Annotated in this window: 16 protein-coding genes; 3 read left to right on the forward strand and 13 right to left on the reverse strand. The window is 49.6% G+C overall.

Going from position 1 to position 16,688, the window contains the following annotated elements; all coding sequences use genetic code 11:
• The first annotated feature begins 1 nt into the window (after nt 1).
• A complete protein-coding gene (locus tag ACH6EH_RS11165; RefSeq protein WP_397332377.1) occupies nt 2-373 on the forward strand; it encodes a type II toxin-antitoxin system PemK/MazF family toxin in 372 nt (123 codons plus the stop codon).
• A 104-nt stretch (nt 374-477) separates the two neighbouring features.
• On the opposite strand, the gene ACH6EH_RS11170 is transcribed toward ACH6EH_RS11165, so the two are convergent.
• The 13 genes from ACH6EH_RS11170 to ACH6EH_RS11230 form a co-directional block, all read right to left on the reverse strand.
• A complete protein-coding gene (locus tag ACH6EH_RS11170; protein ID WP_397332378.1) occupies nt 478-702 on the reverse strand; it encodes a hypothetical protein in 225 nt (74 codons plus the stop codon).
• Between the two features lie 69 nt (nt 703-771).
• Complete coding sequence (locus tag ACH6EH_RS11175; protein ID WP_397332379.1) at nt 772-2,661, reverse strand: DNA/RNA helicase domain-containing protein; 1,890 nt, start codon at nt 2,659-2,661, stop codon at nt 772-774.
• A 9-nt stretch (nt 2,662-2,670) separates the two neighbouring features.
• Nucleotides 2,671-3,006, reverse strand: a complete 336-nt coding sequence (locus ACH6EH_RS11180) for a nucleotide pyrophosphohydrolase (protein WP_397332380.1) — start codon at nt 3,004-3,006, stop codon at nt 2,671-2,673.
• A gap of 215 nt (nt 3,007-3,221) precedes the next feature.
• Complete coding sequence (locus ACH6EH_RS11185) at nt 3,222-3,482, reverse strand: type II toxin-antitoxin system RelE family toxin (protein ID WP_208204126.1); 261 nt, start codon at nt 3,480-3,482, stop codon at nt 3,222-3,224.
• Nucleotides 3,448-3,702: a hypothetical protein gene (locus ACH6EH_RS11190; protein ID WP_208204127.1), complete on the reverse strand. Its 255-nt coding sequence runs from the start codon at nt 3,700-3,702 to the stop codon at nt 3,448-3,450. The genes ACH6EH_RS11185 and ACH6EH_RS11190 overlap by 35 nt, the downstream gene beginning before the upstream one ends.
• A gap of 199 nt (nt 3,703-3,901) precedes the next feature.
• Nucleotides 3,902-4,528: a TVP38/TMEM64 family protein gene (locus tag ACH6EH_RS11195; RefSeq protein ID WP_208204128.1), complete on the reverse strand. Its 627-nt coding sequence runs from the start codon at nt 4,526-4,528 to the stop codon at nt 3,902-3,904.
• A gap of 27 nt (nt 4,529-4,555) precedes the next feature.
• Nucleotides 4,556-5,449 (reverse strand): 3'-5' exoribonuclease YhaM family protein, encoded by an 894-nt coding sequence (locus ACH6EH_RS11200; protein ID WP_397332453.1) that lies wholly within the window; start codon nt 5,447-5,449, stop codon nt 4,556-4,558.
• Between the two features lie 194 nt (nt 5,450-5,643).
• A complete protein-coding gene (locus ACH6EH_RS11205) occupies nt 5,644-6,948 on the reverse strand; it encodes a DNA recombination protein RmuC (RefSeq protein ID WP_397332381.1) in 1,305 nt (434 codons plus the stop codon).
• A gap of 235 nt (nt 6,949-7,183) precedes the next feature.
• On the reverse strand, nt 7,184-8,347 hold the full coding sequence (locus tag ACH6EH_RS11210; protein WP_397332383.1) for a DUF4317 domain-containing protein: 1,164 nt from the start codon (nt 8,345-8,347) through the stop codon (nt 7,184-7,186).
• Nucleotides 8,348-8,465: 118 nt separating this feature from the next.
• A complete protein-coding gene (locus tag ACH6EH_RS11215; protein WP_397332384.1) occupies nt 8,466-9,035 on the reverse strand; it encodes an SF0329 family protein in 570 nt (189 codons plus the stop codon).
• Nucleotides 9,036-9,148: 113 nt separating this feature from the next.
• Nucleotides 9,149-10,870, reverse strand: a complete 1,722-nt coding sequence (locus ACH6EH_RS11220; protein ID WP_397332385.1) for an ABC transporter substrate-binding protein — start codon at nt 10,868-10,870, stop codon at nt 9,149-9,151.
• Nucleotides 10,871-10,995: 125 nt separating this feature from the next.
• Nucleotides 10,996-11,874 carry a carbohydrate ABC transporter permease gene (locus tag ACH6EH_RS11225; protein WP_397332386.1) on the reverse strand — a complete coding sequence of 293 codons (879 nt, stop codon included), beginning with the start codon at nt 11,872-11,874 and terminating at the stop codon, nt 10,996-10,998.
• A 19-nt stretch (nt 11,875-11,893) separates the two neighbouring features.
• A complete protein-coding gene (locus ACH6EH_RS11230) occupies nt 11,894-12,748 on the reverse strand; it encodes an ABC transporter permease (protein WP_233281208.1) in 855 nt (284 codons plus the stop codon).
• Nucleotides 12,749-13,027: 279 nt separating this feature from the next.
• Here ACH6EH_RS11230 and ACH6EH_RS11235 point away from each other — a divergent pair, with 279 nt between their 5' ends.
• A complete protein-coding gene (locus tag ACH6EH_RS11235; protein WP_397332454.1) occupies nt 13,028-14,764 on the forward strand; it encodes a sensor histidine kinase in 1,737 nt (578 codons plus the stop codon).
• Between the two features lie 79 nt (nt 14,765-14,843).
• Entirely contained in the window at nt 14,844-16,469 is a 1,626-nt protein-coding gene (locus ACH6EH_RS11240; protein WP_397332387.1) for a response regulator, read from the forward strand.
• Nucleotides 16,470-16,688 lie beyond the last annotated feature (219 nt).

The following is a 16,688-nucleotide window of genomic DNA, read 5'->3' on the forward strand; positions in this document are numbered from 1 at the left end:
AATGCAACTACGTGTAGGTCAGGTTTTTTGGTATGAGGTGGAATACCCAAAAACAGGTGAAAGAGAAATTCGACCAGTAGCAATACTTGAATTGAACAGTGATGGTTCACCTGTTTTTGTTACTTTCACAGCACTCACTCATTCTAAAATCAAAAGTTTTGATGGTAAATATGATAAGTGGAAAGTTCCCATATACAAAGGTGACGATTGCGGCTTAGGGAACAACTCGTTTGCTAAAGCAAACTGTTTAGCTGAAGTTGACGCCTCCTCATTTCGCAAAGATCAATTTATCGGACAACTACATAGGATAGATATTCAAAATATTAAAAAGAAAGTGCAAGAATTTTTGGACTCTGGTGAAGATTTCTGGTAAGTCGCTCATAATGGAGTGGCTTTTTTTGTTTGCTGATGAAATAAATATTCTACACGCATTCGTTGATATGAATTGCTATGGCAATATTTGTGTCAAGAAGATTTTCACTGCTCATGTATTCCAGTCCTCACAGGATCTATTGATCTCTTCTTGAAGCTCTTCCCTCGTTCAGGCGTTAATAAACCCGCAGCCTCTAAAAGGTCATCAATAGAGTAATCCTCCTCCTGACGCTCAACGGAATGCTGTTCCCGGTCAATTAATACCTGAGAATGATTGATGTTAAGTTGTTGAAGAATGGATTTTATCGTTCTCGCTGATTGCTGATCCATTTTCCTGGGAATCATCATTGTCCCTCCGCTGTACTCGATTCATTCATCATAACCTATGTGTCGGCACAATCACATGATCGTCGCCTGGCGTTGAATCGCTAACCGCCTTTGCAAATAAGCTTTTAAATGAGGATCGACACAATAAATATAGCATCCCTTTGTCCCCCGGGTCATTAACGTCCTGTACGTATTTCGTATAATTTGATCGGCTGCCCGGAGCGCCTCTTCTTTATCTTTCTTATACAACGTTTTGAAGCCAGAAAGAGACTTATCCGTTTTCGCACGCTTGAACGGGTCGGTAATGATACGGTTATGTTCAAAACGCAGATCCTCGCCAATAATGACACCGACATAATCAAACTCCAATCCCTGGGACGTATGTATGCAGCCCACTTGATCTACGGATTCAGGATCGATGGCCCAGGTCGTCGTATTGCTAAGATTCCAGCTCATAAAAAACTGAAATTCATCCAGCTCAATATCGTGAACGCCAGGGTTGTTTTTGCCGTCCTTCTTCCAATCCCAGCAGTAGCCGGCCAGCATTCTTGCTTTATTGCTCATCTGGTTCTTGCTGAAGATCTCTTCTCTTAGTTGATTGGGGTCATCAAACAGACGGATTTCATAGTCAACATCAAATCCCTCCGCATTGGCCGTTTCCCGAATATCTAATACGTCCTCAAGCCACGCCAGGTATCCATCGGATCCATTGCATCTGAATTGAGAAGCCAGCGTCATCTCGATGATATCTGCATCCATCTGCTCGGCATAGCGTCTGATCTGTTCTTTACTGCCAGCGTCATGCATGGCGATTTTTTGATATTCGTCGATAAAGAAAACCGAAAACCGCGCAGCGCGGATGATCTCCATCGTTTGATTGATACCTTTATTTTTGAACAGCCCGGATTTTTCATTTAGTCGATGAGCCTCATCTACGATCAAGCAGTCGAATTCATTAGGCAGCGCTTCGTAATAGACCCCGGATGACTTGAACAGGTTATCAATGACTGATTTTTTCACATTTTGCTGAAGCTTCTTCATATATACCGCCCGGGGTGCGCTGTTCTTGGTTACATATTGGCAGACCAGCTCCCGCGCCGTCACCTCTACCAAAAGGTTAATTCCGAGAACCGACTTACCTGTCCCTGGCCCGCCCTCCACGATCAATACCTGCTTCCTTCCCGCTTGGGCCTTCTCCACCAATCTTAACGCTTCCTCGTATACTACCTTCTGATCGTCGACCATAATGAATTCCTGGTTTCCCTGCAGCATGCTGACAAGTGAATCCTGGAGGGACTTGGAGGGTTTGATTTTGCCATGCTCTATGAGATAAAGCGATTTATTCCTGTCCGTTTTCTTAATATAAGTTGAAATGAAGCCTCTTAACTTGAGCGCGTCTCCCTTGGAAAAGATAGGGGCTGATTTCAAATATGGATCATATACCGGGTGCAAAATTGGGTCGTTGTCGACTTTCACATAGTTATGCATATACGCACATGGGTACAGCTGGACCGCTTCGTTCTGCACGGACTCGTTATAATCGCTGATCAGCTGTGCATAAGACCAAGCCTGAAACGATGGGTGCGGTGTCTTCGTCTTCGTTCGGTTAAAAAAGGTTTCCACAATGCCATCTGCGTTTTCAATCGCTTCGACACTAGTCCACTGCTTCAGCTCGATAATGACCACAGAGTACTGGTCCTTTTCGTTCAAGCCCGTAATCATGAAGTCGATTCTTCTTGAGGAAGCCGGAACTTTATACTCAATAGCGATCCCTGCGTCATCCGGAATGGCGGGAGTGTTCAGCACTTTATAAAGGTAGTTCATAAAATTGTTCCAGGCATTGATCTCGCCCATCGAAACCCTGCCGATCTTTTGCACGAACTGGTTATGGATTTTCACCGCGATGCTGTCCTCGGTTACGTCGCTCATAAATTGCTGCTTCGTCGCTTCATAAATAATCATGGCAGCCTTCTACTCGTCCACCGAAGTGTACTGATTTGAGTGGTCTCTAGTTCGGTCTGCCGGATATTTAATCGCGTTCTTTCTCATTTTTTCTAGGATAGCAGCCTTTACATCGATATCCAGATCATGCGCAAGCGTCAGCGTATAGATGAGAATGTCCGCGATTTCGTCCTGCATGTCAGCGTAATGCTGGTCTATGGCTTCCTGGCCGCTCTTCCATTGAAAAAGCTCCAGCAGCTCACTGGCTTCTAATGTAATCGAAAGAGCCAGGTCTTTCGGATCGTGAAACGGCTTCCAATTTCGCTCATCACGAAATTCAATGATACTGTCGATAAGTTCGTCCATGATGTACCTCCTAAGTTGTACTGATTTCAGTTTGCTGTTGTTATCGCTCCTATCACGGGCTCTTGCTTATTCCTATTATAATCTAAACAGATTTAATTCCCACCGTGAGCAAATATAGACTGCAGAAGGTGAACGACCCCGCCTTTGAATCAAGCATGCGCACATCTCACAAAAAAACATCCCTCCAGCACGTTGGGGGAATGTTTTCCTGTGAATTAATAAATATCACCGCGATTATCAATCGTCAGAATATATATGACTTGTTCTTGATGATTTATTTCGAACAATATCCGATAACTTCCTACACGCAGTCGAAAACGCTTATCATAACCTTTCATTGGCCTAATATCACCAACCGGGGGCCGGACAGTCAACCCGAGCAGCGACTTACGAATACGTTCCTGAACAGCTCTTTCTTGCTTGGCTACAAACTTAACAGCATCACGATTGAATGTCAGTTGGTAAGTCAAGCTCATGCATGGCTTCCTCCCATGACATAAATCCAGCATCACTATTCAGCTGGCGCTCTTCCTCTCGACTCAATGGCGAGGCATCCGGTTCCAACTTTTTGAGATCTTCCCAATCAAGCTGACTCTGCTTTTCGGCAAGATACTGTATAAAATCAAAAGCTGACTGCTGTGACGATTCGGTCAATTGCTCAAACATTTGTATTATTTTATCTTTATCGATTGCCATATATAACACCTCCGATATGGAGTGGTTTTAGTATGTTCATTATACCACAGGGCCAGGGAATTTCTAAGCATTAGCTGTAGCCTGTGTGACTAAAAAGTACATCCTCTATTTACGTTTCATTCGGCAATACTTCTTCTATCGCGCTACTAAAACCAACACAAAGAGCCGGTCCATAACCGGCTCTGACATTTAACACTCCCTAAGAAGCAGGACTCACATGCTTGCTCTTCCAGGCCCGGTACGCATAGATCGTTACGGCGAGAAACAGTCCATAAATAATGATCGTAATAAATACGTTTCTTGGCTCGGTGAGCAGGCTGTCGCCAATGAGCACGAACAGCAGCATTGCAGGAATTTTGCCCAGGGAGGAAGAAAGTGCGTAGACCCCGAACGAAACCCGGCTCAGGGCCGAATATACATTCACGATGATGGACGGGATGGTGGGGACCATCCGGGCGAAGAGGATGAACAGGAACGCATTTTGTTCAAAAAGCACGGTCATCTTCTCCAGCCTTCGCGCCTTCATCAAGGCCTTCTTGCCCCAGTCCTGATACCCGTAGCGCACAAACAGGAACATGATCAAGGAAGCCGCTGTCGAGCCGGTCCAGATCATCAATCCGCCGGTGACCGGGCCGAATGCGGCTCCGATCAAGCCTCCCACCACAGGATACGGAATCATCGGAAACAACGCCATTAGCGTGGCCATCCCAATGACCTGGAAGGCACTGTCGGTCTCCCGAAACCAGTCTAGAATGGACTCCCCATACTTATAAATCAGACCGGCGATGACAAGATAAAAGAGGGCTAAGCCAATTTTTTTAACCATAGACTGTGGTTTCGCCTCCGTTCATCATCACAGCTTCAGCCTGACCATGGCCTTGTTCTCCAGTCCCCGAATGGCCGGTGTCCATTCCTGATGGTCTGCTGTCGCCACGAGCATGTCCTCCACCATCTGGAGCTTCGCATCCATCGCATCAATATAATGAAGAGCCACGGCTTCCGGCATTTGCGGCTGGACGGGACTGCCCCACTCCCCAAGGTTATGATGAGACAGAATCAGATGCTGCAGAGCCAATACTACGTTCGATCCCGTATCCAGCTCCAGCTTGATGGCTGCTTCGGTGACCCACTGGGCAGCCATGCTGATATGCCCGATCAATTTGCCTGCATTGCTGTAATCCTGCACGATCCCGTATTCCGAGATCATTTCGGCGGGCTTCGCAATGTCGTGCAAAATAATGCCTGCCTGAACCAGATCACGTTGAAGAAACGGCCGCTGCTTGCACAGAAATTCACCGAGCTCCAGCATGCGCACCATATGATAGGCCAGCCCGCCAAAATAAGCATGATGAAACGATTTTGCCGCTGGCGCGGACTGAAGCTGCTCCTTCACCTTGTCGAAGCAAAAGGTGACGATCCTGCGGATGTCCTCATGCTCCAGGCTTTCAATGGTCCGCTGGATGACCGCAATGAGCTCTTCTGCCGCGACAGGCGCGCTGCGGATGAAATCCGTGACAGAGACTCCATCATTCTCATCCGCTTTGCGAATCCGAAGCACCTTCACCTGCAGCTGGTCCCGATAAACGTGCGCCGCCCCCTGGATCTTCACCACGCACATCGGAAAAAAGGTTTCCAAATCCGTCTTGCTGGCATCCCAATACTTCGCGGAAATGCTTCCACTGGAGTCCGAAAGGACCAGGTCCAGGTAATCCTTGGGCACCGAGCTGTTCGTCTGTCTTGCTTCCATCGCTTTAATCAGGTAGAAGCCGACGAAATCGTCGCCTTCCTTCAAGTCTTGAATTAATGTATTCACGGCTTCACCTCTACCCATTCGTCTTCTGCGTCTACGTTTACCGCAGCCCAATTACCACAGACTATTTTACAGCTTTTCGTTAAAAAAAGTAACTTGGGCAGCAGCATCCGGACCGCTGCCTATACAGATCAGTCTATAGCTGCCTCCAGCAGAACCTGCTCTGCTTCCACTGCCGGCAGCTCTTGAACTTTTTTGAGCTTGCGCTCAATAACTCGCGTCCGGGTAGATGCAGCGTCAATCGAATTACTGGCCTCCTGCAGCTTTTTCTGAGTCTTCTCCAGCACGTCGCCGAATTTGCCGAATTCGGTTTTGACGGCGCCAAGCACCTGCCATACTTCACTGGAGCGCTTCTGTATGGCCAGCGTCTGGAAGCCCAGCTGGAGACTGTTCAGAACAGCCGTAAGTGTAGTGGGGCCTGCGATGACGACACGGCATTCTCGCTGAATAGACTCCCATAGTCCCGGCTTGCGAAGCACTTCAGCAAACAGGCCCTCGACCGGCAGAAACATGATCGCAAAATCGGTTGTATTCGGCGGATCGATGTACTTATCCCGAATGGATTTGGCTTCACTCTTAATCCTGGCATCCAGCTGCTTCGAATACTCGCTTGCCGCCTGGCTATGGCCTTCCTCCAGAGCATCTAACAGCCGCTGATAGTCTTCTATCGGGAATTTGGAATCAATCGGCAGATGTATGAAGTGATCCTTGTTGTTCTTGTCCGGAATTTTAATAGCAAACTCTACACGTTCGCTGCTGCCTTTTTTGGTAGCGATATTTTTGTCATATTGCTCTACAGTAAGTGTCTGCTCCAGTAAATTTTCCAGCTGCAGCTCGCCCAGTGTTCCTCTGGTCTTGACGTTGGTCAATACTTTTCGCAGGTCGCCGACTCCATTCGCCAGCGTCTTCATTTCCCCCAGTCCTTTATGGACCAGCTCCAGCCGCTCACTCACCATTTTAAAAGAGTCGCCGAGCCGCTGCTCCAAGGTAGCATGCAGCTTTTCATCGACGGTAGCGCGCATTTGCTCCAGCTTCTTGCTGTTATCCTCCTGCAAATGCACGAGCTTCTCTTCCACAGTGCTGCGGATCGTCTCCAGCTTCCTTTCATTCATCACGGTCAGATCAGAGAGACGCTTAGAGAAGCTGTCGAGCAGATTCTTCTGCTGAGAGGCCAGCTCCCCAATGCTCGCTATAAGGGTACGATTCATATTACCCATAGATCCGTTCAGCTCTTCCCGGTTCATTTTGGCCGCGGTATTGGCTTCTTGCCGATTTTGCACAGCCTGCTCCATAATGGACTTGCGTATTTCTTCCTTTGTCTTCTCCAGCTCCCCTCGGAGCTCAGCCTGAATCACCTCAACCTCTTGTTTCTTGAAGTAAAGGGCAGACACGACCAACAGCGTCAGGGCATTTACGATGAGTGCAATCATTTCCATATACATCCTCCTTCACATGAATCCAGCGTTTTGTTCTATTTTACATTTCCTCAGAGGCAGCAGTGTGTCATCGAACATATGTTCTTAAAAAGCTATAGAATAAATTCTCGTACTCACCATAATAAAAACATGGCGGGGCTGGGCTAACCTACCCGACTCCGCCATGTCTTTATTGTTTTGCTTCGGGCTTCACTCCAGGGAGTTGTCTCGTGAAATAAGAATCTACCTCCAGGCGCTACAAATCCTCCGTACTCAGCGTAAAGCCCTCAATGATAATGTCCTCATCGACCTCAATCAGGATGCTCTTCTTGCCCTGGTAGTTAACCTGCTTCACATACTTCAAGTCCTGCGGACTGACAGAGATGGTCGCCACCTTGGTATTGATCTTAATGGACTTGGAATTGAATTTCGGGATCACACTGCTTGCTTTGATCTCATAGTTCTTGTTATCGACGATGCTCTCAAAAGCCCGCTCCACCTTCTCGGCGGTGACGTTCTCGACACCGCTTCCCGTCAGGAGCCGCTCCACATCCTTGTAGTCAAGCCTTACCGGCTCCTCTTCCTCATGGGTCTCGATCACCTGATGAATTTCTTCATATACACTGGCAATCTTGGAGGCATCCAGCTGGTCTTCTGCGACCTCCTTCACAATCTCCTCAAAAATAGAGCGTTCCTCCAGCGCGGTTACCGTCTTCTCCGCATTCAGAACCTCTTCTATGAAGCGCAGATTGGGATCGTTCGGCTTACCCGAGCAGTACAGCACCCGGTTCACATCGGAATAGCCGTCGGTCACGCTCGGGTAGAAGAACCCTTGCTCCGGCGAGCTTAATTTAATGATGGGATCGACAATCACGTTGTATTTGAATTCTCGCTCTACATAATCGAAGAGCAGGGACTTGCGCTGCTGCTCGGTCGAATTGATGCTGCACAAAATAAACGGATTCGCGAACATTTCATTATTCGGGCTTTCTTCGTTCTCATCCTTGCGCGCCTGAGTCGGCTGATAGTATTGTCCCCGGACAAAGGTGACGACCGTATCCTTCTCATAGGTCGTATCTGTCAGCATCTTCTCCACCAGCAGCAGCATCAGATCATGCCACTCCTCCGGATCGCCGGTTACGAGGCCTTGGTGAAGCATGACCCGGGTCGGCGTCTCCGCTTCCTCGTGCAGCTTCAGCTCGAACAGCTTCTGATCGAGCTCTCCGGCCAGCAGCTTTTTGAAATTGCCCATATACAGCTCCTGCTTCTCCCGGTCCAGCATCTCAAACGGCAGGCGTTCATCATGATACACCTCGCTGCTATCCTTCATAATATACACGTTCAGAATGTCGTATATATGAAGCTTCTCATGATCCAGCTTGAATTGCTTGCGGATATAAGCGATTTCTTTTTTCAACATAATTAATCAGACATCCCCCAAACCATAGATTCATGCTCCCTAGCATATAGGTTATCTAAGCCTCACGTCCAGCAGGACTTTCTTCCTTTCATGGCGTAGCATGGCGTAGCCCTCTCCATTACAGCGCACTCCGCCGCAGCTCATAGAAATACTGCACCGCAGGATGCTTAAGCTTCATGGTGTCGGTCAGAGCCAGCAGACGCTTTCTCCCCACCCGCCGGTCCACCAGGGCCAGAATATTGAGCAGAATATCCTTGCTCTCCAAATTTTCTTCTATAGAAGTGGATAAAAAATGTGTGGCCTTCACCGTAAAGCTCGATTTACTCAGCGCGGTCTGGACCGACATCAGCTCCTTGGCGAGCGCGGTCTTCTTCCGGCTTGCTGCCATGACCCGCAGCCGCTCCTCGGGAATGCTGCTATTTGCGCCAGCGCGGACTGCCTCTACCTCTTCCGGAGAGATGTGCAGCTGAATCGTGTCATCCTGCTTGATTTCCTGCTCGGAGGCATACCATGTGACAGGGCTGCCGGGGTCATTCATATTCAGCACATTGTGCTTGAATGCGGTAATATAGCAGTCTCCTGCCTTATCAGGCGCATACCGGTAGCTCGTAGCACGGTACTCCACCTTCCCCTGCAGCGCGGGGCTCAGAAAGCTCTCTAGCTGCTGCTTCAATTTACTCCAGGACATGTGATCCTCCCATTTTCGCTTTCTTCTATTGTAGCATGGCTCAGGTCAGCATTGCCCACCACTTAAAAAAACATCCCTCCCAAGGAAACTTGGGGGGATGTCTTTAAGCCGTGCTATTTTACAGTATCGTACCAAGCGTTAACTTCTTCCGTGATTTGCTCACCGCCGGATTTCTTCCAGTTCTCGACCATCTTATCGAACTCGTCGACCGAAACCTGGCCGTACACAATCTTGTTATACGCTTCGTTAATCAGCTTGTTCAGCAATTCATTCTTGCTCTGCATCGTTTCTGTCAGGGGACCCATGTAGTAGTTCTTCAGGTAAATGTCCTGCTGATCCATAATCACCTTCATAGCCTGAACGTTCTCGGGATGACGTCCGCCGACCTCAGTCTTCTCGTAAGGAGTTTCCAGCTCGCCGCCCTCCGCTGCCTTGACCATACTTTCGGCGTACAGTGTCGGAATCCGTGCACCTTCATACGTCAAGGTGTAGAACATCGGGTTTGGCAGCGGGTTGTTCAAATCTACGCCAGGGAACAGCTCCGGATTGGCTTTGGCTTCCTCTGACGTTTTGATAACCTTGCCGTCCGGACCTACTGCGTAATCATAGCCTTCTGCAAAGCCCTGAGCGAATTCGCTGCCCTCTGCCGGATTTGCAAAGTTATCGAAGAAGAAATTGTAGTAATGGAGAACCGCTTCCGGGTTCTTGGCAGCCTTGTTGATGAACAGGTAGCCGTTTACAGGCGGGTTGTTTCCAGCGGCGCCTGCTTTACCCGTAGGACCTGCAGGCAGCGGGTACGCTTTATACTCGCCATCTGGTACGTTCTTCTCGAAGTCTGGCAGCGGCCATGCCGGAATCCAGTTCGGACCTACCATCATGCCGGCCTGACCTTTTGTAAAGAACTCCGACGCGCCAACTTCATCCTTCAAGGCTGCGTCTTGAGAAATGTAGCCTTTTTCCATCCAGGACTGGATCGTAGCTAGGGCTTCCTTGGCTGCCGGATCGACAGAGCCCATGCTCAGCTTTCCGCTTTCATCCGGATTCCAGCTGCCTGGAATTACGCCGTGCGCTCCGAACACGAAGCCGATGTCGGTCATCCAGTTGTTAAAGCCATTCTTGAAGCCTGCTGCAAGACCAATGGTATCCTTCTTGCCGTTGCCGTCCGGATCCTGGTTTACAAAAGCATCCATCACCTGCTCCATTTCCTCCAGCGTCGTTGGCGCCTTCAGGTTCAGCTTCTTCAGCCAATCCTCCCGGATAAACAGCGTCTGGTTCGAGTTATAGGCGTAATCCAGAATCGGAAGTGCCATCTTCTTGCCGTCGCGTGTTACCGGATACCAGATCGTTGGATCGAGCTCCAGGCCCTTTTTGTATTCCTCGCCGGCATATTGCTCAACGAGCTCATCCACAGCCATAAACTGGCCGGAGTCAATCAGCATGTTGACGGTTTCCATGTCACCGCGGTAGCGAACGACATCCGGCATTTTCTCCCCGGAAGAAAGCATCAGCCGGAGCTTGGTTTTGTAGGCGTCATTCGTGTTCGTTACGACCCAGTCATATTTCAGCTCGATGCCGAGCCGGTCCTTAATAAGCTCGGTGTGCACATTGTTCTCCATCGTCTCGCCTTGCTTGAAGATCGAAGCATTGGAGTCAAGTCCTTGTACCGTAGTCAGCGTAATCGGCGGATCATATTTGCCATTCTCAAATCCCGTCGAGCCTTCATTCTGCGATGTGTTATTATTCGCTGTATCGGTTTCACTGTTATTGCTGCTGCCGCATGCGGCCAAGCTCAAGGACAGCGTGCCTACCAACAAAACAGACATCCATTTTTTCATGTGTACTTCCCCCATCATCATTATTTGTGTCGTGTTTCTTGAATACGTTTACACTATAACCCGACTGCTGCAATCTCTGAAATGCCACAATATTTGCATTTATGCTAATTTATTATGTCTTACCGCTATTCTTTTACCGCACCCAGGATAATACCCTTCACAAAATATTTTTGCAGGAACGGATATACTAACAGAATCGGCAGCGTTCCGATGAAGATCTGAGCGGATTTTACGGTACGCTGGGAAATGTTCTTAAGCTCGTTCACATCCGGGTTAATTTTGTTGAAATCCTGCTGAACAATGACGGTCTGCAGGAACGTTGACAACGGATATTTCTTATAGTCTGTTATAAACAGCAGGCCGTCAAACCAGGAATTCCAGTGAAAGACCATGGTGAACAGGGAGATGGTGGCCAGCGCCGGCATGGAAATCGGCAGGAATACGCTCCACAGGGTGCGGAAATGGCCCGCGCCGTCAATCAGTGACGCCTCCTCCAGCTCCTTCGGCACGGCCCGGAAGAAGTTCATCATCAGAACCATGTTGAAGACATTGACGGCAACCGGCAGCACCAGCGCCCAGATGGAGTTCATCAGATCCAGGTTACGGATCAACATGTAGGCCGGGACGATTCCCCCGCTGAACAGCATCGTAAACAGAAAGTACCAGGTGTAAAAGGATCTGCTGCGGAAGCCGTGAGAATCCTTGGACAGCGCATAGGCGGCGAGCACGATCAGTACCATGCCGACAACGGTGCCGAGCAGTGTCCGGTACACGCCCATCGACAATGCTTGATGGAAGTTGCTGTTGTTCAGTGTTTTCGTGTATGCCTCGACGTTGAAATCAATGGGCAGAAGTCCAACCAGGTTGGAGTTCGCCGGCGCACTTCCGCTGAAGCTGACCGCCAGAATATGAAGCAACGGCAGCACACAGGATATGCAGATCAATGTGAGCAGTGTGTAGTTGAAGATACTGAATATGCGATAGCCGCTTGTTTTGTAATACATCTCTTTCTACTCCTTCGCCCTAAAATATTTTGTAGCCTGCATATCTTGCTGCCAGGCGGTAAGAGATGACGATCAGTACGAGACCGACCACCGACTTGAACATGCCGACTGCCGTACCAAAGCTGAACTGTCCATTCAAAATCGCGGTGCGGTAGACAAATGTATCAATGATATCTCCTTTGTCGTACACAAGCGGGTTATACAGGTTGAAGATCTGGTCAAAGCCTGCATTCAGAATATTACCGATCGACAGCGTGGCGACTACGACCGTAATCGGAATCATGGCTGGGATCGTAATATACAGCGTCTGCTTCCAGCGGTTCGCGCCATCCACCTCGGCCGCCTCGTACAGCGACGGATTCACACCCGCTAATGCCGCAAGGAACACGATGGTGTTAAAGCCGAAGTTCTGCCAAATGTCACTGACGACGACCGTAAACCGGAACCAGTTCCCGTCCCCGAGCCAAAAGATCGGATCCATACCCATGGCCTGCAGCATGCCATTGACGATGCCCTCACTGCCAAGCATATCGGTCAGGATGGCACCCAGAATGACCCATGAAATAAAGTGGGGCAGGTAAACCAGGGTCTGGACGACCCGCTTGAACAGGGTCAGGCGGATTTCATTCAGAAGAATGGCGAAGGTGAACGGAACGAGAAGCCCGAACACGATCTTGAGTCCTGCAATAATCAGGGTGTTGATAATGACTTGCTTACTGTCGGGATACTCGAACATAAATCGGAAATGCTCCAGACCGACAAATGGAGAATTAAAGACGCCATCGTATGGCTTGAAATCCTGAAAGGCCATAATCAGGCCGCCCATAGGCACATAGGCAAAAATCAGAGTCACCAGCGCAGCCGGTAACAGCATGAGATGCAGCGGCCATGTTCTGCCTAGCTTCTCCCTTGGCTTTTTGCTTTTTCTTACTTTACTGACGGAAGGCTTTGGTGCTGCCTGCGGGTTGCTTTTCACGCTTTCCATCCTGCTTCGCTCCTCTACTTAATTGTTGACATGGATTGATTTTCAACGGTTTCTGTATTAATAATTGTATCAACAGCGCTCCCATGCTTATAGACCACGATTTTTGGAACGATGCCATTCTGTTGACTATTATGAGCCGGCGCCGTTCACCAAGGAAGGGAAGAAGTGATGTTGTTACCGATCAAAACCAATACATTAACCAAGATGATTATCGTGCTAGTGCTGCTGCTGATCCCGATCCTGGTGCTGTACAGCCTATCCAACCGGGTCAGTGTCTCGGTCGTAAGCAGTGAAATCCGGGCTATGAAGCAGAAGGATCTGCGCTTCCTTGCTACCGAATTCGACAACAGCGTCGACAATTTATCCACCCTTGCTTTTCTTCTTAGTGAGGATATCCACATTCAAGAGCTGCAGCAGCTGCCCTCCATCCGGACGGCCTATGAGCGCAATTCCGAGAAATCCCGGATGCTGGAGCGCCTCCGCCTGTTAAATGTTGCGGAACGGTGGGATACACAATACAGCGTCATTGCTCCGCAGCAGCAGGATATCGTCTCTACGAATCCGCGCGCGGCCTTTGATCTGGAGGAGCTGAAACGCATCGCATCGCCAACCTGGCAGTTCAAAGAAATGAACGTCGGCGGGCGCATGGAGTATCGGTATGTCCGCCATGTCGTCAAGCCGGAGAGCATGCGAGACCGCATTGAACAGGCCGGGCTTGTCGTGGAGGTTTCATTTCCACAGGATCTGCTGGCCAAGGATCTGGACCGCTTCAAGCTGGGAGGCCAGGGAGATCCCTTTATGCTCCTGCCCTCGGACCAGATGATTACGAACAGCACCGCCGATCTGGACAAGATGGAGGAATTGAGCCGCCGGATCGTCGCTGAGCCTCTTAGGGGGCAGGACAGTACGGTGATGGAGCTTGCAGGTGAACAGTATCTGGTAAGTACCGTCCGGATCGAGTCCCTGGACGGATATCTGGTCGATTATTATCCGCTGGAGGCCATTCTGGAGCCTATTGTGAAATCGCGTAATCTTTTTTATGGATCGATCGGCCTGCTCTTGATCTTAAGCACTGTCGCTGCGTATCTGCTGTACCGGAACGTACAGCGTCCGATATGGCTGCTCATCCGAAATGTACAGCGGCTGCGGGACGGCGAGTATTCCACCCGGATCACGGTAAATCCGAACAACGAATTCTCGTATCTGTTTGAGCGCTTTAACGATATGGCATCCGACATTGACCGGTTGATTCACAAGGTGTATGCAGAGCAGATCAGCACGCGGGAGGCGAATCTGAAGCAGCTTCAGTCGCAGATCAATCCGCATTTTTTGTACAATTGCTTTGCATTGATTCGCAGTCTGGCTCGGCTGGGCAAGAAGCAGCAGGTTATGGATATGGCTATGCACCTCAGTAAATATTACCGGTACACCACAAGGAGCGAGAAATCGAGCGCGGCGCTGAGCGAGGAATTAAACCTCATTGAGAGCTATCTCGAAATTCAGAAAATGCATATCCAGCATTTGTCGTACGAGATTGACGTGCCGGACAGCATGCTGAGACTTGAGGTGCCAAGGCTGCTGCTGCAGCCACTCGTTGAGAACGCTGTCATCCATGGGATTGAGAAATCTGCTATGGACGGCATCGTAACGATCAGCGGCGAGCAGGCGGACGGACTGAACTGCATTACCATTGAGGATAACGGCATGGGCATGACCCTGGATCAGATTCAAGAATTGCAGCATCGCATTACGCTGCCTTCGACGACGGAAACCGGCACGGCCTTGTGGAACATACACCAGCGCATCTTCCTGCAATTCGGGAATGAGGCGTCGCTGAATTTTGCTCCCGGGGAGCATGGCGGGATGAAGGTGAGGATCCAATGGCCGATAGAGCCCGGCGAATAAGAGTCGCCTGCTTTAGCGGTCTCCCTTGATTTCAATCGGCTGCACAGCAGCAAAGCTTACAAGAATTGGAGTGTGACAGATGCATCAGCTTCTTATTGTCGATGACCAGCCCGACCTGGTAGATGACCTCGCGGAAATGATACCCTGGGAACAGCTCGACATTGTAAAAGTTCATAAAGCCTACTCGGCTCGGGAGGCTCTGGAGATTATCACCGTCCACCCGATCAGTGTTATGATCACAGATATTCGCATGCCCGGAGACTCCGGGCTCGATCTGATCGAGCAGGTCAGAGCTTCATGGGAAAAAATCCGCTGTATCCTTCTCACCGGATATGATGATTTTGATTATGCCAAGCGCGCGCTTCAAAACCAGGTGACCGATTATTTACTCAAGCCCTGTGAAGACGAGGAAGTGCTAGGTGCTGTGACGAAAGCCCTCAAAAGCATTGAGGACGAGTGGAAGTCCATCGCTTCATACCAGAATGCAATGCAGTCCATTAAGCTTAACCAGCCCGCCCTTCGCAATCATCTGCTCATGGAATTGCTTGAGGGCAGACGTGTCTCATTCGAGGAGCTGGATGAGCGGCTTGAGCTATTGGAGCTGCCTCTGCGGCAGGAGGTGCCGTACAGCCTGATGCTGATCCGGCTGGAGGATTATTTTGACCGCTATCGGGGGAATGATGTTCCTCTGATGGAGTATGCCATATTCAATATGGCGGAGGAGCTGTTTGCCGACACGTTTCACATTTGGCAGATCAAGGATAAGCATGGCTATCTCATCTTCCTGATTCAGCCTAAACCGGGTACCGGAAGCAGCGAATTGGATTGGAAGGATAAAGCCGAGAACAAAGCGTCCCGGCTGCAGCACAGCGTCAAGCAATTTCTGAAGGGGACGATCTCCGTCCTGCTCAGCAGATGGGGCCCATTCCCACAGCAAGTGAAGAAACTCTATGATGAGTCCGTGATCCAGTTCCGCCAGCATATCGGTAGCGATCGGGAGCTGCTGCTGACCCTTGCCGAGCAGCCGGAGCCGGAAGCAAGGTCCGTGAATTCCTTGACTCATTTATATGATCCCCCGATGCTGGTCCACCTCATTGAGGCCGGTCAATGGGAAGCCCTGGATGAGAAGATGGATGCCATATTTAATGAATTGGAGCAAAAATGGAGCCACTCTCATGAGCATATTCTGGAGACCTATTTCATGATTGTCAGTGCATTCAGCTACTCCATTCATAAGAGCAAGCGCTGGATTCAGGAGCTGCTCGGGGAGGAATACAAGAAGCTGGTGAATGGCCCTCAGTTCCATACCATCCAGCAGCTGCGCGATTGGTCCATGAGCATTTTGCAGGTTTACAAGCAGAGCGTGGACGCTGAAACCAAGGATTCACGGTCCAGTCTTGTTCGGCAGGTTCAGGACTACGTGTACCATCATCTTAGCGAGGCGTCCCTGCAATCCATCGCAGCTCATGTGTTCTTGAATCCCTCCTATCTCTCGAAGGTCTACAAGCTGGAAACCGGTGAAGGCATCAGCGATTATTTATTCCGCCTGAAAATGGAGCAGGCCACCTACAAGCTGCGGAACACGAGCGAGAAGGTGTACGAGATCGCGGAGGGACTGGGCTATATGAAGACCAGCTACTTCATCAAATTGTTCAAGGATAAATTCGGCCTAACCCCGCAGGAATATAGGGACAAGCTGGCTTGAGCAAGGTGCATATAAAACACACAAGGCCAACCAGATTCATATGAACCTGATCGGCCTTGCTGCTGTATATATGCTCAGTGTAAAACGGTTAAGGAGCTATAGCCCCACCGCTTAATGCTTCGCGTGCCCCCTTCAGCTCCAGCTGCACATCATCGAATGCCCCGATTTTTGTTTTTATACTCCTTTTTGCTCCAATACATTTGCAGCGCCGTAAACCCA

Source organism: Paenibacillus sp. JSM ZJ436 (assembly GCF_044383795.1).
Taxonomy (GTDB): Bacteria; Bacillota; Bacilli; order Paenibacillales; family Paenibacillaceae; genus Paenibacillus_AQ; species Paenibacillus_AQ algicola.

Excerpts from the sequence above, each read along its gene's own strand:
- ACH6EH_RS11165 (WP_397332377.1), top strand. The coding sequence starts at position 2 with ATGCAACTACGTGTAGGTCAGGTTTTTTGGTATGAGGTGGAATACCCA.
- ACH6EH_RS11170 (WP_397332378.1), bottom strand. The coding sequence starts at position 702 with ATGGATCAGCAATCAGCGAGAACGATAAAATCCATTCTTCAACAACTT.
- ACH6EH_RS11175 (WP_397332379.1), bottom strand. The coding sequence starts at position 2,661 with ATGATTATTTATGAAGCGACGAAGCAGCAATTTATGAGCGACGTAACC.
- ACH6EH_RS11180 (WP_397332380.1), bottom strand. The coding sequence starts at position 3,006 with ATGGACGAACTTATCGACAGTATCATTGAATTTCGTGATGAGCGAAAT.
- ACH6EH_RS11185 (WP_208204126.1), bottom strand. The coding sequence starts at position 3,482 with ATGAGCTTGACTTACCAACTGACATTCAATCGTGATGCTGTTAAGTTT.
- ACH6EH_RS11190 (WP_208204127.1), bottom strand. The coding sequence starts at position 3,702 with ATGGCAATCGATAAAGATAAAATAATACAAATGTTTGAGCAATTGACC.
- ACH6EH_RS11195 (WP_208204128.1), bottom strand. The coding sequence starts at position 4,528 with ATGGTTAAAAAAATTGGCTTAGCCCTCTTTTATCTTGTCATCGCCGGT.
- ACH6EH_RS11200 (WP_397332453.1), bottom strand. The coding sequence starts at position 5,449 with ATGGAAGCAAGACAGACGAACAGCTCGGTGCCCAAGGATTACCTGGAC.
- ACH6EH_RS11205 (WP_397332381.1), bottom strand. The coding sequence starts at position 6,948 with ATGGAAATGATTGCACTCATCGTAAATGCCCTGACGCTGTTGGTCGTG.
- ACH6EH_RS11210 (WP_397332383.1), bottom strand. The coding sequence starts at position 8,347 with ATGTTGAAAAAAGAAATCGCTTATATCCGCAAGCAATTCAAGCTGGAT.
- ACH6EH_RS11215 (WP_397332384.1), bottom strand. The coding sequence starts at position 9,035 with ATGTCCTGGAGTAAATTGAAGCAGCAGCTAGAGAGCTTTCTGAGCCCC.
- ACH6EH_RS11220 (WP_397332385.1), bottom strand. The coding sequence starts at position 10,870 with ATGAAAAAATGGATGTCTGTTTTGTTGGTAGGCACGCTGTCCTTGAGC.
- ACH6EH_RS11225 (WP_397332386.1), bottom strand. The coding sequence starts at position 11,874 with ATGTATTACAAAACAAGCGGCTATCGCATATTCAGTATCTTCAACTAC.
- ACH6EH_RS11230 (WP_233281208.1), bottom strand. The coding sequence starts at position 12,748 with ATGCTGTTACCGGCTGCGCTGGTGACTCTGATTTTTGCCTATGTGCCT.
- ACH6EH_RS11235 (WP_397332454.1), top strand. The coding sequence starts at position 13,028 with ATGTTGTTACCGATCAAAACCAATACATTAACCAAGATGATTATCGTG.
- ACH6EH_RS11240 (WP_397332387.1), top strand. The coding sequence starts at position 14,844 with ATGCATCAGCTTCTTATTGTCGATGACCAGCCCGACCTGGTAGATGAC.